This window comes from Zymomonas mobilis (assembly GCF_006715975.1).
Taxonomy (GTDB): domain Bacteria; phylum Pseudomonadota; class Alphaproteobacteria; order Sphingomonadales; family Sphingomonadaceae; genus Zymomonas; species Zymomonas mobilis_B.
Window position 1 is genome coordinate 1,533,380 of sequence record NZ_VFOF01000001.1, and the last position, 17,687, is coordinate 1,551,066.

Annotated in this window: 16 protein-coding genes; 4 read left to right on the plus strand and 12 right to left on the minus strand. The window is 46.7% G+C overall.

Annotated elements, in window-relative coordinates:
* Positions 1-115: 115 nt before the first annotated feature.
* Complete coding sequence (locus tag FBY58_RS06730) at positions 116-706, minus strand: thiamine phosphate synthase (protein WP_141920126.1); 591 nt, start codon at positions 704-706, stop codon at positions 116-118.
* 158 nt (positions 707-864) lie between these two features.
* On the opposite strand from FBY58_RS06730, the gene FBY58_RS06735 reads away from it, so the two are divergent.
* Complete coding sequence (locus tag FBY58_RS06735; protein ID WP_141920128.1) at positions 865-1,290, plus strand: JAB domain-containing protein; 426 nt, start codon at positions 865-867, stop codon at positions 1,288-1,290.
* Positions 1,291-1,514: 224 nt separating this feature from the next.
* Positions 1,515-2,453 (plus strand): diacylglycerol kinase family protein, encoded by a 939-nt coding sequence (locus tag FBY58_RS06740; protein ID WP_260432133.1) that lies wholly within the window; start codon positions 1,515-1,517, stop codon positions 2,451-2,453.
* Positions 2,454-2,574: 121 nt separating this feature from the next.
* Here FBY58_RS06740 and FBY58_RS06745 read toward each other — a convergent pair whose 3' ends face one another.
* The 9 genes from FBY58_RS06745 to FBY58_RS06785 all read right to left on the minus strand — a co-directional run bounded on the left by FBY58_RS06745 (position 2,575) and on the right by FBY58_RS06785 (position 13,667).
* Positions 2,575-4,281 (minus strand): TolC family protein, encoded by a 1,707-nt coding sequence (locus FBY58_RS06745; RefSeq protein WP_141920130.1) that lies wholly within the window; start codon positions 4,279-4,281, stop codon positions 2,575-2,577.
* Positions 4,278-5,369 (minus strand): HlyD family secretion protein, encoded by a 1,092-nt coding sequence (locus FBY58_RS06750; protein ID WP_141920132.1) that lies wholly within the window; start codon positions 5,367-5,369, stop codon positions 4,278-4,280. Before FBY58_RS06750 ends, FBY58_RS06745 begins: the two co-directional genes overlap by 4 nt.
* A gap of 8 nt (positions 5,370-5,377) precedes the next feature.
* Positions 5,378-5,611: a DUF1656 domain-containing protein gene (locus FBY58_RS06755; protein ID WP_141920134.1), complete on the minus strand. Its 234-nt coding sequence runs from the start codon at positions 5,609-5,611 to the stop codon at positions 5,378-5,380.
* On the minus strand, positions 5,608-7,638 hold the full coding sequence (locus FBY58_RS06760; RefSeq protein WP_141920136.1) for an FUSC family protein: 2,031 nt from the start codon (positions 7,636-7,638) through the stop codon (positions 5,608-5,610). The genes FBY58_RS06755 and FBY58_RS06760 overlap by 4 nt, the downstream gene beginning before the upstream one ends.
* A gap of 448 nt (positions 7,639-8,086) precedes the next feature.
* Positions 8,087-9,100 carry a DNA polymerase III subunit delta gene (holA, locus tag FBY58_RS06765; protein ID WP_141920138.1) on the minus strand — a complete coding sequence of 338 codons (1,014 nt, stop codon included), beginning with the start codon at positions 9,098-9,100 and terminating at the stop codon, positions 8,087-8,089.
* An 8-nt stretch (positions 9,101-9,108) separates the two neighbouring features.
* On the minus strand, positions 9,109-9,708 hold the full coding sequence (lptE, locus tag FBY58_RS06770; RefSeq protein ID WP_141920140.1) for an LPS assembly lipoprotein LptE: 600 nt from the start codon (positions 9,706-9,708) through the stop codon (positions 9,109-9,111).
* Between the two features lie 11 nt (positions 9,709-9,719).
* Complete coding sequence (leuS, locus tag FBY58_RS06775; protein WP_141920142.1) at positions 9,720-12,263, minus strand: leucine--tRNA ligase; 2,544 nt, start codon at positions 12,261-12,263, stop codon at positions 9,720-9,722.
* 17 nt (positions 12,264-12,280) lie between these two features.
* A complete protein-coding gene (locus FBY58_RS06780) occupies positions 12,281-12,721 on the minus strand; it encodes a DUF3576 domain-containing protein (RefSeq protein ID WP_141920144.1) in 441 nt (146 codons plus the stop codon).
* A 313-nt stretch (positions 12,722-13,034) separates the two neighbouring features.
* Positions 13,035-13,667 carry a LysE family translocator gene (locus tag FBY58_RS06785; protein ID WP_141920146.1) on the minus strand — a complete coding sequence of 211 codons (633 nt, stop codon included), beginning with the start codon at positions 13,665-13,667 and terminating at the stop codon, positions 13,035-13,037.
* Between the two features lie 198 nt (positions 13,668-13,865).
* Here FBY58_RS06785 and FBY58_RS06790 point away from each other — a divergent pair, with 198 nt between their 5' ends.
* Positions 13,866-14,327 carry an Lrp/AsnC family transcriptional regulator gene (locus FBY58_RS06790; protein ID WP_141920148.1) on the plus strand — a complete coding sequence of 154 codons (462 nt, stop codon included), beginning with the start codon at positions 13,866-13,868 and terminating at the stop codon, positions 14,325-14,327.
* A gap of 48 nt (positions 14,328-14,375) precedes the next feature.
* On the opposite strand, the gene FBY58_RS06795 is transcribed toward FBY58_RS06790, so the two are convergent.
* Entirely contained in the window at positions 14,376-15,161 is a 786-nt protein-coding gene (locus FBY58_RS06795; protein WP_260432182.1) for a deaminated glutathione amidase, read from the minus strand.
* Positions 15,162-15,218: 57 nt separating this feature from the next.
* Entirely contained in the window at positions 15,219-16,058 is an 840-nt protein-coding gene (locus tag FBY58_RS06800; protein ID WP_141920152.1) for a porin, read from the minus strand.
* 469 nt (positions 16,059-16,527) lie between these two features.
* On the opposite strand from FBY58_RS06800, the gene FBY58_RS06805 reads away from it, so the two are divergent.
* Positions 16,528-17,628, plus strand: coding sequence for an FAD-binding oxidoreductase (locus FBY58_RS06805; RefSeq protein ID WP_141920154.1), 1,101 nt, complete (start codon positions 16,528-16,530; stop codon positions 17,626-17,628).
* Positions 17,629-17,687 lie beyond the last annotated feature (59 nt).

Below are 17,687 nucleotides of genomic sequence, written 5' to 3' on the forward strand. Positions count from 1 at the left end.
TTCTTTAAGGAAGGGGCTGTGTTGTATTTTGAGAAAATAATCGAAGGATTTAACTGTTTTCAAAAGCGTTTGGATTTTTGAGAAACGGTTAGAGACTTAGAGAGAGAAAACAGCGTCAGGCTTGCTGATTTGTCCAGAAAGACCATAGCCGATGATGGTGAAATTGGTCATTTTGCCAAAGATCAATTCCGGCAAAACCGTCACATGGCGGTAAAGCGTGAAGTGTGTGGGTATTGATACCGCCCAAGGCAATGACTTTTTGTTGAAGTCCGCGTTTTAATTGCAGAAATTTTACCCGCCCTAACGAAGGTTTTCCAGGATGGGAACGGGTCGAAAAAAGCGGGGATAACAAGACAAAATCTGCATTTTTGCAAGCAATGCCTTCGCGTCTGTTATGCACAGCTTGACTGCGGAGCAATGGACGTGCCGTTCTTTTGGCAGATAACGCACCATGCACACCATCGGCTTTCCATGCGGCGGCAAGCTGGGGTGTTCCGGCAAGAAACAGAACGAGCTTTCTTTTCTTGGTTATCTGCCGAATTTTTTCAAATAAGCTTTTCCGAATTGTAAAAGGCAGCCGATAATGACGAAAAACAACCGCACTGCCTCGAGGCAGCCGTTTGATGGCATCTATCAAACCATTTTCGAGCCGTTCATCTGTCATTAGCCATAGGCGAGGCCATGCATTTTTTGAATTATTATTCATCCTAGGTTCCGGAAAAATCCATTATGAAGCAAAAGCTGCTGCATTTATGCAGCGGTTGAAAATAAAAAACATTATCTTTCATCATTTTATTAAAAAGATTTCCAAAATGGATAGTGTCCTACTAGCAAATTTTTTTAGAAGACCAATAAATTAGGAATATGAAACTTTCATTTGCCATTGACGATCGGCATACTTTGAAGCGTTATCAAGGCTGCGTCCAAGGTCTTGAGGATGCTATCGATTTGTTTAAATGGCGCTTTGTCGGATTAGATATTGAACAGGCCTATATCGCTTATCTAACCGCCGAAGGTAATATTCTTGCTGTTATAGGAGAAAATGTCGGAGATTGTCTGGCATCCTATTTGGACATCCGGAATATTTTGAGACATGCCATTATCCTGAGTGCTGATAGCCTGATTTTGGCACATAATCATCCTAGTGGTGATCCTACCCCCAGCTACATGGATCGGGACACAACAAAGAGATTGGCGCTCGTAACACGTATGGCCGGTATAAAATTATTGGATCATCTTATTTTTGCGAATAAAAAATGCCAAAGCTTTCATAGCATTGGCCTTTTATAGGCAAGAATAATTTGTGAAACTGCATAAAAGCACTGCTTCAAACCGAAACAGTGAACAGTTTTCTGCAATTTGCCTTTTTTGCTATTTTGTTAAGGTAATTGCTCGTAAAACCATGCTCAATAAAGGGTTAAAGCGCCCTTTTTGTTTGTCATCATTTCTTTAGAACCCCCCTTCTCCGCTTATGGAATGAAGCAGAAATAGCGGAAACGGCTTTTTTACGTTAAATGGCGGGCGTTATTGGAACGCTATTAAACGGAGTGGCATCGTCAATGGTCAGTAAGCGGATCGCTATTATTGTGAATCCGATCGCCGGAAAAAGGCGACCTCATTCTGTTCATCGTTTTGCCGGATATTTAAAGCAGGCCGGATTCGATGTCCGTATAGAAAAAACCTTATTTCCAGGCCATGCGACTGAATTAGCGCGTCAGTTGGTAGAATCCCGTCAATATGGCTACATCGTTGCCGCTGGAGGCGATGGTACTATTGCTGAGGTCGCTGAAGCGGTTGTCGGTTCAGAGGTTATCTTTTGCATTTTGCCGATTGGAACGGCTAATGTTTTAGCGCATGAATTATCGATTAATTTTGACGAACGCCAGAATGCTTCCAATATTATCAAAGGCTACTCAACAACCATCTGGCCAGCCTTTCTTCAAAATGACGGTAGAGAAAGTCTGTTTGTTCAGATGTTGGGTATCGGGATAGACGCCCATATCGTCCATCATATTTCATCACGGTTAAAACGTGTCATGGGTAAAGCCGCCTATGCGCTCCAGATGCTGCGTTCTTTATGGCAGTATGAATTACGCGAAATGTCGGTCTCGATTGATGGTCAAATATATGAAAAAGCGACTTCGGTAATCATCTCAAAGGGCGCTTTATATGCCGGAGAGCATAGATTACTGCCAGAATCCAAGCAAAAAGACGAGGTCTTTGCGGCTGTTTTATTTCAGTCCCGCAACAAGATTGACTATCTGCTTGCTGCCAGTGCTTTTTTTATGGGTAAGGTCAGCCACTGTCGCCACATCAAGGTCGTAACAGCGAAAAGCGTAGAGATTAACGCGCCCGATAAGCTACCGATACAAAGTGATGGCGATATCAGGGGATTTACCCCAGCAACCGTCACGATCTCAACCAAGGCACTGAAAGTGGCAGCACCTATATAAAATAAAAGCTATGTCAGCTTTTGCAGGCTTTGTAGCCTGACTATAATGAGAAAAAAGCCTGCCATTCATGAAGAATGACAGGCTTTTTAATAGGTTTCGAAAGAACCGAAAAAGCAAATTGCTACTCTTTCGGTCTTTCTAATTCGCCTTCGTCATTAAGGACGCCCTGAGTATTCGTCAGCGGTTTTGGCGGTTGAACCGGTTCCGGTGCTTTACTGCTATTGTTAGTATGAGCATCTTTCTCATGAGAGAGATCCCCGCCCTTACCAATTTCAGCACGGATACCCGTGATATCACCAATCTGTTGAATAATACCCTTGGCTTTGACAATCCGTGGCGTTGGAGCCGTGCCGGTCGTCCGTTCACGTTCGATCTGGTCTTTGTCACGAGACCAACCGCCACCCAAGGCCAGAAAGATTCTGATCTGATCATCTGAAATCTTGCCATCGGCAGAGACAAGTTGCTGCTCATATTGCAGCAGAGTTCGGTCTGCATCCAAAACGGGCAAAGCATTGATACGACCCAATGAAAATAAGCGATGAACATCTTTATCGGCAGCATCAGCGCGATCACGTGCCAAGGCAACTTCTTCCCGATGATCAAGGTCATGCGTATAGGTCGTTAACGCGGCTTCGGTTTCCTTGATAGCGTTTAAAACCGTCTGATCAAATTGTGCCGAGGCAATGCGCGTTTCAGACTTTGCTGACAAAATTTCAGCACGTGCTCTGTTCCGGTTTGGAACCTGCCAAGTGAGCCCCGGCCCGAGATTGAATTCACGAGTGTGACCGCCAAACATGTGTTTGGCCATACCGGTCGAACCGGCGGCCGCACCCAATGTAATTTTAGGCCACATTTCACCCATGGCGACACCGATTTCGGCTGTCGCTGACTTCAAGCGAAATTCAGCGCTACGCACATCAGGGCGACGGTTTAAAAGAGATTCACCATCACCCACCGGAATAGGTTGCCGTAAAATAGGTTCTTCTTCGCAATTAGCGACTTCTGCAGGAAATTCGGCGGGTGGCCGGCCTGTCAGAACAGCAAGACTGAAAAGAGCGATCTGTTTTCTGGCAACCTGTTGCGGCAAATCAGCCTTGATCTGGGCTTCCAAAGCCATCTGCCGTCTGACATCCGTGGTCATGGCGCGCCCTTCGGAGCGCATACGGGAAATCAAGGCCGTCGAACGTTCGGAAAGCGCAATCAATTCTTTAGTAATGGCAATATCATGGCCGGTAGCACAAACTTCGACATAAGCCTGTGCTGTATTGGCTGCGACAGTAATACGCGCCATATCATAGGCTGAACGGACGGCTTCTTCATCCGCATTGGCGACTTCGATAGCGCGTCGCAACTGTCCGAGGTAATCGACCTGATAGGAAACAATCGCATCCAAGGACGTCGCAAAGGCATCAGGAATATGCGGCCGATTGGCACTGTTAACCAAATATCTTTGATCCGAGAATTCGATGTAGTTTGCCCATGTATTCAGATTCGTGCCGATACGCTTGGCATCTCGAGCACGTGCTAAGGCCGCCGTTGAACGTGTAATGTCAGCGGCTGCGACCTTCAGATCATTATTATGGGTAAAGGCTTCTTCAATGAGCTGATCAAGTACCGGCTCATCATAGAGATGCCACCAATGATCGGGAAGATCGGGCATTCTTGTCAGCGCTTTATTTTGGCTGCTGACAAAATTGCCCTTGGCGGTTGGACGTTCGATAGCCGCATTTTGGGAGCGCTTGTATTTCGGCCCCAAGGTACATCCGGCCGTCAAAGACGCCAAGACGGTTACTGTTGTCAGCAGTGATGATAGCCGCCGCAATTTCACCTTACATGCTCCTCAACCTTCTTCACTGTTTTTTGAACAGTGGTTGTTTTCTGCACGGAAGGTTTTGCCGATGATGGGGTTGCGATTACTTTTGTTTCGGAAGTGTTCGTCACAGTTTCCGTGCTGTTATTACCAAGGGTGTTAACAACACTGTCAGAGACGGTTCTATCTTCCAATATTTCAGGGACACCCCCTGTAATAGCAGGTGGCAAGATAGGCCGGACATGTGAGTTATAGTGAACCGAGACAGTAGCCGTTCGACCAGCGACCAGACGGAGACCTTCCGGCACATGATCAATGGCAATACGGACAGGAATACGTTGTGGCAAACGAACCCACGTGAAAGTCGGATTGACATTGGCCATCAAAGAAGACGTCGGGTTGAGTTCGCGATCGGCGATACCGCGTGCGAGAGAATCAACATGACCTTCGATGATATTTTTTTCACCCATCAGGCGGATAGAAACTTTATCGCCAACGCGGATACGCGGCAGTTTGGTTTCTTCAAAATAACCGACCACACGCAAGGAATGGCGATCCAAAAGAGCAAATTCAGGTTTACCGGCGGTGGCATAGTTACCAGGGCGAAGGGAAAAGTTCGTGATCCATCCGTCAACCGAAGCACGGACAATCGAACGAACCACATTGACGCGAGCCGTGTTGAGATTGGCCTTGGCTCTTTCCAGTTCGGCAGAAAGTTCATCTACCTTGGAAGCGCCTTGCTCCAGAATTTCGGTTGAGACCAAATCGCCTAACCGGATATTACGCCGGTTTTCACGCTCGGCCTGTTCGAGACGGGAGGCAACATTGGCGACTTCGGCCTCTGCAGCTTCCAATGCCAAACGGAAACGAACCCGATCAACGATAAAGAGTGGCGTTCCTGCTGTCACATACTGGTTTTCGCGGACGAGCACATCCGTGACCAATCCCGAGACATCGGGCGTCACATTTTCAACATCGACCTGCACACGACCATCACGCGTCCATGGTTCACGTTCATAGTAGAACCACATTCGCAGGCTGACCCAAACGGCCACTAAAACGACAAACAGCGTTACAAGAACGCGTAGGACGGATCTCCGATCCATGCCTCCCCCTACAAGCGAAAAAAAGCCATAGGGTTACCGGCCAAAGCAATGTAGCCGGTAATTATACCCCAAACAACGATCAGCACTGCGGTATCAAATAAACCGCGATGCCAGACGAAACGATAAAGATTAAGTTTACTTAATAACAAAGTAAGAACCTGAGTAATCAGGATCGCAATAGCTGCGCCTACGACAAGTGGGTGCATATAAACACCCACAATATCAAATTCTCCTGTTATCATGCCGGACTCCGTTGTTTTATGAACCCTGGTGCATCAGGAAACATATTGCGACGTAAGCTTACCAGTGCAGTTAGCCCTTCCCGGCGATCAATGGAATTACGCAGGTCGACAAAGCTATCAATAACGCGATCAATATCTGTCAGAATAACTTCTGACGATTTGGCATCTGATGACCGTGACAACTCATCGTAATAACCGGCGATCGCCTGTGCCAATGTCGATATCTGGTGACGGACATTTTCATCAACACGGGCTGCTAATTGCCGCAAACGTAACATACAGATACCAATACGGAGGTCACGGATACCGTCATCCCGAACGACATTCTGGTCTGTGCCGGTTGCAGAAACGCGTGGTGCCATAAGGCCGATACGATCTAGCATACGGCTCGACCAGTCGACGATATCAGGTGCGCCCGGCCGTTTCAGGGTAGCCGAAAGATCACGCCAGCCGGACTGCAACAGCCGCTTTACCATCACATCGGCACCGATCACACGCATTACTTTAAAACCGACAAGCGAGATACCGCAGCCAGCAATAATGGCGAGACCATTATTAAAATAAAGTTCGAAATCAGCGGAGTACGCCGGATGAATGGCCATCGTCAGGTTGAAAACAACCATAAATGGCCGAACAATCGGTAGGTAATCCTGATCGGCAGTCAGATAGCCGGTAATAAACAGCACCGGGAACATCGTCAGCATAACCAATTCAAATTCATGAATTTGGGGCATGATCGCAAAAAGGTAAAAACCTGCCAGAATCACACCGATAACAGCCCCCAATAGATAATGGGTTTGCTGTTTAACTGGATCACCGGCTTGTGCGGACAAGCCGAAAGACATGGCCGCCAAAAGGCAGCCTGTTGAGCCATTAGGCCAGCTCGTCATGATCCAGAAAGTGGATGAGGCCATAATAACCATGAACAGCGTCAAAGCTGTTAAGGCGGCCATACCGTAATCCCGATGCATAGAACGGACACGATGGGCGCTACTTAAAGCCGCGATCATAGCAGGTGGATGATCTTCTGGATGGCTGACCGCTTCGACAAGCAAGCGGGTTGATTGTAAGGCTTCAATCAAATGGCGAAGCCGTCCGATCATGTTCAGTTCGAGAAGTTCGCGCCAGTTTTCAACCCGTAATTTTTCACCCAATGCATTGCCACGGGCAATCAGGCGACTGGCTTCGGCCGCATCATCCACAGGTGGTTCAGCAACCCATTGCCGGACAGATTCAACATAGGCAGTGATATCTTGCGACATACCACCCGCATCATCAATTTCACGGGTTCGATCTTCCATGGCGGCAATAACCGGCATTAACAGGATGATTTGATCCTGCACCGCCGCAAGAGCCATACGCGTTGGTCGCAATCCTGCGGTATCGTATGGAATATGCGTTCCAAGGAAGTGGACATTTGTAAGGTCAACCGTCAGATTTTGGCGATCTTTGGCATCGATATCGGTCATATCCCCCGCCAAAGCATGGCTAGCCCAGCGCTCGCAGTCATGAAGAATATGATCAAGCTGGCGCGATAAAAGGTTACTAACCGAATGGGGGAATAGAACCGAATGCACAAAGCCTGCGGAAACGACCCCAAAGCAGATTTCCTGAACTCGAAGAGAGGCAATGTGGAAAACGTTAATAGGGTTTTCGACGCTTAGAAAGCCGATAACTGAGGCGGTAACAATACCCAAAAAGAAAATGTAAGAACGGGGTGAGCGGTCAAGAACAACGATAAAAATGCAAAAAGAAGCCCATAGTCCCAAAACCATACATAGAAAGAGCGGCGCATTGTCGAATTTCGGCACAACAGCCAAAACAAAAGTGGCTCCTAAGAAGGAACCAATCACGCGATAGAATGATTTAGAACGTATAGCCCCCGTAAGCGGGTGGCTGACAATATAGACAGTAGTCATCGCCCAGAAAGGACGTTCGAGCCCAATCCGCATAGAAACATAGAGGCCGAGCATTGCCGCTATATAACAGTTAAGCGCAAAAGTTGCCTGCCGTAAATTAAACAGCATCGCAGTCGCCTATGATATTAAGGGTCGATAGGCGCAGTTGCCTATTCTTTACCCTTGCACAATGATTATAATGTAAAACGGTCATATCATACATAATCGGGCAGACATCACCTGTTAAGAAAAGCGTTTTATTCCTATTTTAGCAAAAATAGGTAATAAAAATCTTCCTAGTCCTCTCCCCCCCCTTTAATCCAGTGGTTTTATACAGTCACTTAAATTTAGTGGCAGGAAAAGTTTATGTGCCTTAAAAAATTATTCTGAAGGATGTTTTTTTGAAAAGAAAAGCCCAAAAACCCTAGAACTATGGAGATTTCGGGTTGCAAATTTTATCGAAAAAATCCGCATAATATTTTCGATTGATAATTTACAAAAAAATTGAGGTAATGAAAGTTTTAAAAAAACAATAAAAAATATTATTATTTTACAACGCAATAAATAAAGATAACTTTTATGAAAGCCGGCTTATCAATAATAACAATTGCTGTTCGATGTAAAACATCCCGATCATTTTGCCTTGCTTAATCTGACATTCCAGCGAAACGAGATAGGTAATGAGCTGGTTGAGGTGATGGACGCGCCATGAATATAGGGCTTTCGCGATTTCCCCCTTTTCTTTCCAGAAAATTTTCCGGCCAGCAGATTCGATTACCTTTTGAATCGAAAGCCCTTTGGATAACATCCCAGACAAATCGGCCAGTAATAACGCCCGACGGAGCAGAACCCGAATAAGCACGATAGGTTCGACACCCACATCAGCAAGTGCCGCTAGTTCCTGTTCCAAAAGGGATGTATTCTTTGAAAAGAAGATGCCGGTAAAGCGTGCAAGATTACCTTCGTTATTATCAGCGCCAATCAGGCTGATAACCTCGTGAGTTAATTCTAGAATATTGTCTTTGCTGCTATCGAGATAAAGCGCGTATTTTTCAATTTCGGAAACCAGTAGCGCTCGATTATTTTCGGCATAAACGAGCAGCCGTTGAGCGACATCAGGTCTTATCCGCAGCCCTTTTTCTTCCCCCAAAGTGACAACAAGACGATTGGCATTTTCGCCTTCTGGAAGATAGCTGGCATAGGCCATGACTTTTTTATCAGCCAAAGCCAATTTAAGCAGTTTGGATTCACGTTTGAGATTACCGGTAACAATCACAACTGAGTTATTGATCGCCGGAACGTCTATCAATAACGTGAGAGCAGACAGGATTTCATCCCCGCTGGCTTCCACCCGAATATAGCGGGCTGCACTGAATAAAGAGATAGAAGCCGCTTCGTCCGTTAAAATGGCCGGATCATTTTTTAGAGCCGCGCCCGAAAGTTCAATTTTTTCAATTTCGGGGAAGCGGTTTAATTTGTCGGCGATGGCGCGAGATTGCGCCATGTCCGGCCCATAGAGAAGAATAACAGCATTCTGCCCGCGACCAATGGCCGCAATGGCAGTGTCAATTTGAGAGCGGTTACTTTTCACTAAATTCTTTAAGAAATATTCTGCGGCTTAACGGCCTGAACAGCCTGATTTTGTGGCGTGCTGGCAGGAGGTGTTGCGCTATTCGCTGGCAAGCGATCTGCCTTATCACGCCGTTCGGCATAAAGCGCCAAATGGGTGATAATCTGATCAGCCACATTTTCAGAGATCTGCTGCAAAGCCGTATCTTCAGCGGCAATCGTCGCATATTCGGAGCTGACCACGTCAATACCGGCATCAGATGAAGCCGTCGCATCCACGACAACCTGATTATCGCGAAGATCGATCAGTCTGTAACGGGCGCGTAAGGTACGACGTTCACGGTTGACGGTGTTATCCCGCCGGATACCAAGACCATCAATTCGGTCATCGACTTCTACTTCCAATTGATAATGAGGACGTATGCCAACTTCCGGCATCAGCCGATCTTGCAAAGCCCCATGCAGGAGATAACCCGATTTGCCCGGGATAGAAGCCACGTGAACCGAACCCAAGGTTTTAGCAACCGGTCCAGATTTGCCCCCCTTGTAAAGAGGATGCAGGCCACAAGCAGGGAGTGGCATGCAAAGACACAGAAGAAGAGCTAATCTGGACGGTTTACTAAAATGCATTATTCAGGCCTTTACGCGACAATATTGACCAGTCGGTTAGGAACAACAATCACTTTTTTTGGTGACTTCCCTTCCAACATTTTAACCACTTTGTCTGAAGCTAATGCCAACTTTTCGGCTTCGTCTTTGGGAAGATCCCGTGCGACAGTTAAGGTGTCCCTTAATTTACCATTGACCTGAACGGCAATAGTTATTTCATCTTCCACCGTCAGAGCCGGATCAAATTCAGGCCAGTTGGCTTCTGCAACGAAGCCTTCTTTTGCCAAAAGATGCCATGTTTCTTCGGAAAGATGAGGCACCATCGGGGCGACCAAGCGGAACAAGGTCAGAGCTGCTTCCTTGCGGGTAGCGGAAGCTTTGGCCTTTTCAATGGCATTGACCAGATCATGAACTTTGGCGATGGCCTTGTTAAAGGACAGACCTTCGATCGCTTCACCGATATCTTTGATCGCGCAATGTAAACGGCGTTGCAAATCTTTATCGATTGCGTCAGGCGTATCTTTTTCATCGGCGATGGCAGCAACACGCCATAAACGCTGCATAAAGCGCCAGCAACCTTCGATACCAGATTCTGTCCAAGCAAGATCGCGTTCGGGCGGGCTATCTGAAAGCATGAACCAACGGACAGCATCTGCGCCGTATTGATCCAGAATAGGGGCTGGTTCGACCACATTCTTTTTAGATTTGGACATCTTTTCAACGCGGCCAACCGAAACGGTTTGGCCTTTTTCCGTTAAAAAAGCACCCTTTTCATCTTTGTGAATCTGTTCAGGGGCTAACCAATGACCTTCGGGGTCTTTGTAGGTTTCATGCGTAACCATGCCTTGTGTAAACAGACCAGTGAACGGTTCTTTTATATCAAGCCGTCCGATAGACTGTAAGGCACGCGTCCAGAAACGGGCGTAAAGAAGATGCAAAATAGCATGTTCAACACCGCCGATATATTGACCTACAGGCAACCATTTTTCAGCCGCTGCCTTGTCAAAAGGCTTGTCATCTGGCTGGCTGGCGAAACGTATGAAATACCATGAAGAATCGACAAAGGTATCGAGCGTATCCGTTTCACGGCGTGCTGGTTTACCACATTTAGGGCAAGTCACATCTTTCCAAGTTGGATGACGTTCCAGAGGGTTACCGGGTTTATCGAAATTGATGTCGTTGGGTAAGGTTACGGGAAGCTGTTCTCTTGGGACAGGCACAGCACCGCAACTATCACAATGGATAATCGGGATCGGCGTACCCCAGTAACGTTGGCGCGAAACGCCCCAATCTCTTAACCGGAAAACCGTGGTGCCTTCACCCCAGCCTTCTTTTTCTGCACGTTCGATGACCGTCTTTTTGGCATCTTCGTTGGAAAGACCATCGAGGAAAGCCGAATTGACCATGATGCCGGAACGGGTATCGGCCTTTTCACCGATAACTTCGTTGCTTTCGGCATCGGAAGCGGCAACAACCCGCGTGACAGGCAGGTTATATTTGCGGGCAAAGTCAAGGTCGCGCTGATCATGCGCGGGGCAACCGAAAACAGCGCCGGTACCATAATCCATCAGCACAAAATTGGCGATAAAGAGCGGTAATTTCAGTTCAGGATTGAGTGGATGGACAAGTGAAAGGCCTGTATCAAAGCCTTTTTTCTCAGCCGTTTCGATGTCTTCGGCCGCCGTTCCCATTTTTTGGCAATCAGCGATGAATTCAGGCAGACCGGCTGTCTTTTCAGCAAGTGCCTTGGCAATCGGATGATCGCAAGCAATCGCGACAAAGCTGGCACCGAATAAGGTGTCGGGACGGGTCGTAAAGACTTCGACTTTATCAAAGCCTTCTGGTGCCATATCAAAATTGAAGTGGAATTGCATGCCTTGGCTGCGACCAATCCAGTTTTCCTGCATGGCGCGCACTTTTTCAGGCCATTGATCAAGGTCTTTCAGACCATCCAGAAGGTCATCTGCAAATTCAGTAATTTTCAAGAACCACTGATTGAGTTTTCTTCTTTCGACCAAGGCGCCAGAACGCCAACCGCGACCATCAATCACCTGTTCGTTCGCAAGAACGGTATGATCGACCGGATCCCAGTTTACCGCAGATTCTTTACGATAGACCAAGCCTGCTTTGTAAAGATCTAGGAAGAGCGCCTGTTCGTGGCCATAATAGGAAGGTTCACAGGTCGCGAGTTCGCGGCTCCAGTCGATAGCAAAACCGATGCGTTTTAGCTGTTCCCGCATGGTGGCGATATTGGACATCGTCCATTCACGCGGGTGAATTTTCCGTTCCATAGCGGCATTTTCAGCTGGCATACCGAAGGCATCCCATCCCATCGGGTGCAGGACTTCATGGCCTTTCATCCGGTAATAACGCGCCAGCACATCGCCCATGGTATAGTTACGGACATGCCCCATATGAATCCGTCCCGAAGGATACGGAAACATTTCGAGAATGTAGCTATGTGGCCGGTCTGAATTATCTTTCGCGTGGAAGCAGCCGCTTTCTTCCCATTTTTTTTGCCAGCGGCTGTCAATAACATGCGGATTAAAACGCTGGGAGAAACCAGACTCACTCATCAATCGAAAACCTTTTTTTATTGACCGGACATAGCTGTCCGACGGAGATCCCGAGCGCGAGTCAGCACAACATCTTCAAGCTTTTGAATCGTGCTGGCATCTACCGCATCATCGACCCAGATACCGTCCCGCAAAATCTGGCGGGAAGCCGAAACCCGTAAGGCATCGGCGCGAAGGTCATCTCCGAAAATAGCAACAGCCACCCGCATCCGTTCATTCGGACTGGCCGGATTAACATACCAGTCGGTAATAATAACACCGCCATTCGCATCGGTTTGAACCAAGGGCATGAAGGAAAAAGTTTCCAATGCAGCCCGCCAAATATAGGCGTTAATTCCGATGGTGGTTATTCTTGAAGGTGCCAGACCCGCAACTTTCTTCTGATTACCATGTCCACAAGCAGCCAAAGGTAAAATGGCAACAGCCATAAAAAGAGACAAAAAGCGGCGACAAGGCATAAAATAACAATCCCCAAGAAATAATGGCGGTATGACAGCTTTGCTTATAAATGCTCTTCTCTTCCTAGCAAGAGGAAGAACGCATCAAGCGGCTGATTCAGAAAAATTTCAACTGGATATAATGCGAGACCTAAATCGAATATGAATAATATTATCCGGCTATCCTGTCTGAATAGAGCTGGTTTTCATCATATCTAGGGTCAGGCAAACCAATTGACGGTCTCTTTATACACTTCATAGCGCATTCCAGCCGGTTTCCTATGGCGTTTTCATGCCGGACGCTATTATTTTTATTCTTCGCCCCATTCTAACGCTACATTTCGCCCAAAACATACCGTTCGACCAGTAGAATAACCGATATCGTCATCATGGATACGGCCGAAAATCGGCTGAGAGCCAGATTGATCTGCGGGTATTTTTTCAAAAGAGCGCGCGCCAGAAATCCGATTAACAGATAAAAGCTACCGCAGTTAAAAGCATGGATGATGCCGAGGGTGAAAATCTGAAGCGAGAAAGGCCATGCCGCTTTGGTTGAAGTAAATTGCGGCAAAAACATCAGAAAAAACAGAAACATTTTAGGGTTTAAGCCGCTGACACAAAAGCCTCGTTTAATCCATTGGGCATTACTGGATTTTGAGTTCAAAGAAGGCGTGTCATTTTGTAATGCAGGCGGTTTTCGCAAGAGACCGATACCAAGCCAGAACAGATAGATTGCCCCCGCTAAAGTAAGAATATCAAAGGCAAAAGGCGTTTTGGCAATCAAAGCCGCCGCCCCGACTGCAACAAGAATAGTGGCAGCAATATAGCCTAGCACTAGCCCGAAAACAGCGGAAATAATGGTTTTATGGTTTGCGCCAACAGAAAGGACATAAGCCCAGTCCGCCCCCGGAATAAGAACAAAAAGAACCGAAACAGCCCAAAAAGCCACCAATATTTCTATTGGCATATTTTTTCTCCTTAAGAGACAAGACAAAGCGCCTTGAAAAAGAGCATCCGAATATTTTGAAATTTTTAGGGGTAAGGAGGGGTGTTCAAGCGAGAAAATCCCTCTCAACCGCTGTTAATCGGGATAATATCCCCGAATATGCGCAATATCTTTCTAATTTATTGTTTAGAAGCGATATTTTGGAGTATATTTTTTTATATGGATCAAATAGACCGCAAGATACTTGCTGAATTGCAAAATGACGCTCGCCTGACGTTAACCGAATTGGCGGACAGAATCGGTTTAAGCCTGTCCCCTTGCCATAGGCGGGTGCATGCTTTGGAAAAATCGGGAGCGATACAGGGCTATCGTGCCTGTATTGATTACAGGAAGTTGGGATTGGCTTTTTCGGCGATTGTTTTTGTGACTTTGTCCGAGAGCAACAAGCAACTGGTGCAAGGATTTGAAGAGGCTTTGCTGACTATTCCAGAGGTCATCAGTGCCGAAAGATTATTCGGGACACCAGACTATATCCTTCACATCATTACAAAAGATCTGTCTTCGTTTCAGAAGTTATATGATGAGCAATTATCATCGCTTGCAAGCGTTAAAAAGCTGACATCGACGATTGTGATGAAGGATATTTTTCAAGGCAGAAAAGCCTCATATCCGACTTTTTGAGCCGCGTATTCAGGAGAACAGAAGCCTATTCCTGTTCTCCCGATAGGATTAGATAAATTTCGGTGGCAAAAAGCGCCGATTATGAAGAACCGGCAGGATATCCCGCGCATGGGTAATTCGTTTATGGAAAAGCTCTGCCATAATCATAGCAGGTTCTTCCCCTGCCCTTGCTATGGCGACCCCTAGGGGATCAACCACCATACTATTTCCAATATTGCGTTGGCCGCATTCGCCAACGGCAATCATATAGCAGGTATTTTCTAAGGCTCTCGCCTTGACCAGAATATCCCAATGGGCTTCTTTCCCTGCGCCTTTCACCCAAGCGGCGGGCAGAATTAAAGCATCAGCGCCTTCTAGCACCAAACGTCTTGCTAATTCCGGAAAGCGAAGATCGTAACAGATCATCAGCCCGACTTTAAAACCGGCTATTTCAACCAAGGGTGGCAAGCTGTCGCCAGCAGTGATGGAACGGGATTCTTTGTAAGAAAAAGCATCATAGAGATGCAATTTTCGGTATTGAGCGATAATCCGCCCGTTTTTGATAACCAGTAACGTATTATAGAACCGATCTTTCCCGTCAGGTATCGGTAGACATCCAGCGATGGTGAGCGTGGGATGCTGCATTGTGGCGGATGTAAGACGGGTAATAAAAGGTCCATCAATAGGTTGTGCTGTTTTGGGAATAATATCGGGATCGGCCATATCTTGCGCCAAGATCCCTTCTGGCAACACAAGCAGATCGGCTTCATTTTGGGCTGCACGTTCAATCAGATCGCAGCAGATAGCTAAATTATCATGCCAATCAGGCTGAACGGCAAATTGCCCCAGCGCCACTTTCAAGAGAATAACTCCCTTTTAAATTTTTTGTTATTTTAAACAGCAAACAGGATATCAGAAATTAAAGCTGGTACCCAGATAAACCGCCTGCCCGTCTCTTTGTATATCAGGAGCAGAAGGCACAATATGGCTATTCTGTTGCATCGTATAACGAAGGCCACCCGAAATCTTTAGGCGATGGTTAATCATATAGGAACCGGCAACATCAAGAGAATAATTAGAATTATCCCCAATGGCCGATGCTCTTTCCCCGCTATTCCGTGCAGAATTCATCTGTAGCCGCGTTGACCAATTGTGATGCGTATAATTCAATCCAACGTCGAAGGCATCTCGACCGCCCATAATGGGCCCTTCATTCACATGACCAACATCACCGCTGAGGGTGAATTCTTTCCAGCTAAGCGAGGCACCCATATTATAGGCTGTGCTAGGAGCGATACTCAGGCTTTGCGGGGTGCCATTCTTCTCCCCTGTCGATGGCAAGATATGTGCCCGAACAGCCACCGTTACCGCCCGTTTATGACCGGGGACAGAAGATGGCGTAAATTGGAAGCCGGATGATAGAGTATTATTCGAAGATTGTGCAAAAGCCGCAGCCAGACGCGGATCACCGATAGAAGGCGTAAAGGAACCGATCGGCGCATTGCTGTTGCTGCTTATGCGTCCCAGAAGGCGGTTATTCTCTTTGGCTTCTGAGCGGCGGCTAGTGTGATTTGTCCGAACCGGTTGAAAGACGCGGTTCGATGAGATTTCAGGACGAGGCGGTCCGATCAACGAAACCGGTGCAGCGATAGCTATCGGCTGAAGGAAAAAAGATAAAAGGCATCCACCCAATGCATAAGCAAAGGTCTTTTTCCTCCCAGTCAAGCCGATATCAAGCTTGCCCCACGTCATTGTCTGATTTTTATCCCCTTATCCGAATGAAAAGTTTCTAACTAAAGATTGATATATTTTCTATATTTATAAGGGGGTTTTGTCTTTACTTTTGTAGAAAATCCCCAAACTGTGGCTCAACTGCACTGTAAATATAGCACAATTTATAAAATATTGGATATTGTCGTTATTTTTAATAATTTTTTAATATTCTTATACTAAAATATTAGAATTTAATATATTTTGACGATAAAATTTAAACTAAATATTCAAAAAATTACCATCACACAAAAACAAATTATAAAATAATGTAATTTTCAGAAGTATAATAAGAGCAAAATATCGCCATTTCTCCATCGCGCGATTTGTCAGAGCAATAACTTTCCTTTCTATTTTTATTCCAAAATGGCAATGAAACCGTTGTCTGCCAGGATCTCTGCGGACAAGAGCTTTTTCGCCCTTGGTCACAGAGATCAAGATGGAGAAAAGAATGTCAGAGATTTTTGATATTGCCATTATCGGAAGCGGAATTGCAGGCGCCGGATTGGCGGCTATGCTTGGAGATAAGGCAAGTATTTTATTGCTGGAGGCGGAATCTGCCCCCGGTTATCACGCAACAGGAAGATCGGCGGCCTTTTGGTCAGAAACCTATGGAGGGCCTGCCGTTCAGCCATTAACCAGCGCAACAGGCCCAAAATTAAAAGCGGGTGGTTTTTTATCACCGCTCGGTATTTTTCATGTTGCCGATAAAGATGGATTGGCCGCGTTAGAAAAATTGCAGGCCAGTTTTGCCGATACATCCGTTGTTTTAACACCGCTTGATCGTGCGGATATTGAAGCAACGGGATGCCGCCTGAAAGAAGGTTGGGATCACGGTTTAAAAGAAGGCAGTTGCGAAGGTATTGATGTCGCAGCCCTGCATGCGCATTTTCTGTCAAAAGCCCAGAAAAGCGGAACCCGTTTAAAAACCTATAATCGTGTAACGGGTTTGACGCGTCAGAATGGTCATTGGCAGATTAAAACAACCCATGACGAATTCAAAGCCGTGCGTGTCGTCAATGCGGCAGGAGCATGGGCAAGCGAAGTGGCGGCTTTGGCAGGCGCTTTGCCGATTGAGATCACGCCCTACCGACGCACCATGATCCAGTTACAGGTCTCCCCCACGCCTCCATCTGATATGCCTTTGATTATGGATGCCTTGACCCGTTTCTATTTTAAACCAGAAGAAGGTAATCGGATTTGGTTAACCCCTCATGATGAACACGCCCAACCACCGGCGGATGTCGCGCCGGAAGAAATCGATATCGCCATGGCTATTGATCGTTTTAGCCAAGCCGCCGACTGGAAAATCGAAAAGGTAGAGCGCTGTTGGGCAGGATTGCGCAGCTTTTCGCCTGATCGCGCGCCTATCTATGGAGCCGATCCATTGGCAGAAGGCTTTTTCTGGTGTGCCGGACAAGGAGGCTTTGGTATTCAAACCTCGGTTGCGGGGTCGATGCTGGCCGCTTGTCTGTTACTGGGCGAAGACTTGCCTGACTGGATGAACGGGATTGATCCTGAAAGATATCGACCCGATCGCTTCCAGTCATAATCATATGATTTTATAGATGAATAGCCTCATACAGCCCATAAATTTTATGGTTTGTATGG

Bases quoted from the DNA above. Each gene is read 5' to 3' on its own strand.
- FBY58_RS06730 (WP_141920126.1), bottom strand. From the start codon at position 706: ATGAATAATAATTCAAAAAATGCATGGCCTCGCCTATGGCTAATGACA.
- FBY58_RS06735 (WP_141920128.1), top strand. From the start codon at position 865: ATGAAACTTTCATTTGCCATTGACGATCGGCATACTTTGAAGCGTTAT.
- FBY58_RS06740 (WP_260432133.1), top strand. From the start codon at position 1,515: ATGGCGGGCGTTATTGGAACGCTATTAAACGGAGTGGCATCGTCAATG.
- FBY58_RS06750 (WP_141920132.1), bottom strand. From the start codon at position 5,369: ATGGATCGGAGATCCGTCCTACGCGTTCTTGTAACGCTGTTTGTCGTT.
- FBY58_RS06755 (WP_141920134.1), bottom strand. From the start codon at position 5,611: ATGATAACAGGAGAATTTGATATTGTGGGTGTTTATATGCACCCACTT.
- FBY58_RS06760 (WP_141920136.1), bottom strand. From the start codon at position 7,638: ATGCTGTTTAATTTACGGCAGGCAACTTTTGCGCTTAACTGTTATATA.
- lptE (WP_141920140.1), bottom strand. From the start codon at position 9,708: ATGCATTTTAGTAAACCGTCCAGATTAGCTCTTCTTCTGTGTCTTTGC.
- leuS (WP_141920142.1), bottom strand. From the start codon at position 12,263: ATGAGTGAGTCTGGTTTCTCCCAGCGTTTTAATCCGCATGTTATTGAC.
- FBY58_RS06780 (WP_141920144.1), bottom strand. From the start codon at position 12,721: ATGCCTTGTCGCCGCTTTTTGTCTCTTTTTATGGCTGTTGCCATTTTA.
- FBY58_RS06785 (WP_141920146.1), bottom strand. From the start codon at position 13,667: ATGCCAATAGAAATATTGGTGGCTTTTTGGGCTGTTTCGGTTCTTTTT.
- FBY58_RS06790 (WP_141920148.1), top strand. From the start codon at position 13,866: ATGGATCAAATAGACCGCAAGATACTTGCTGAATTGCAAAATGACGCT.
- FBY58_RS06800 (WP_141920152.1), bottom strand. From the start codon at position 16,058: ATGACGTGGGGCAAGCTTGATATCGGCTTGACTGGGAGGAAAAAGACC.
- FBY58_RS06805 (WP_141920154.1), top strand. From the start codon at position 16,528: ATGTCAGAGATTTTTGATATTGCCATTATCGGAAGCGGAATTGCAGGC.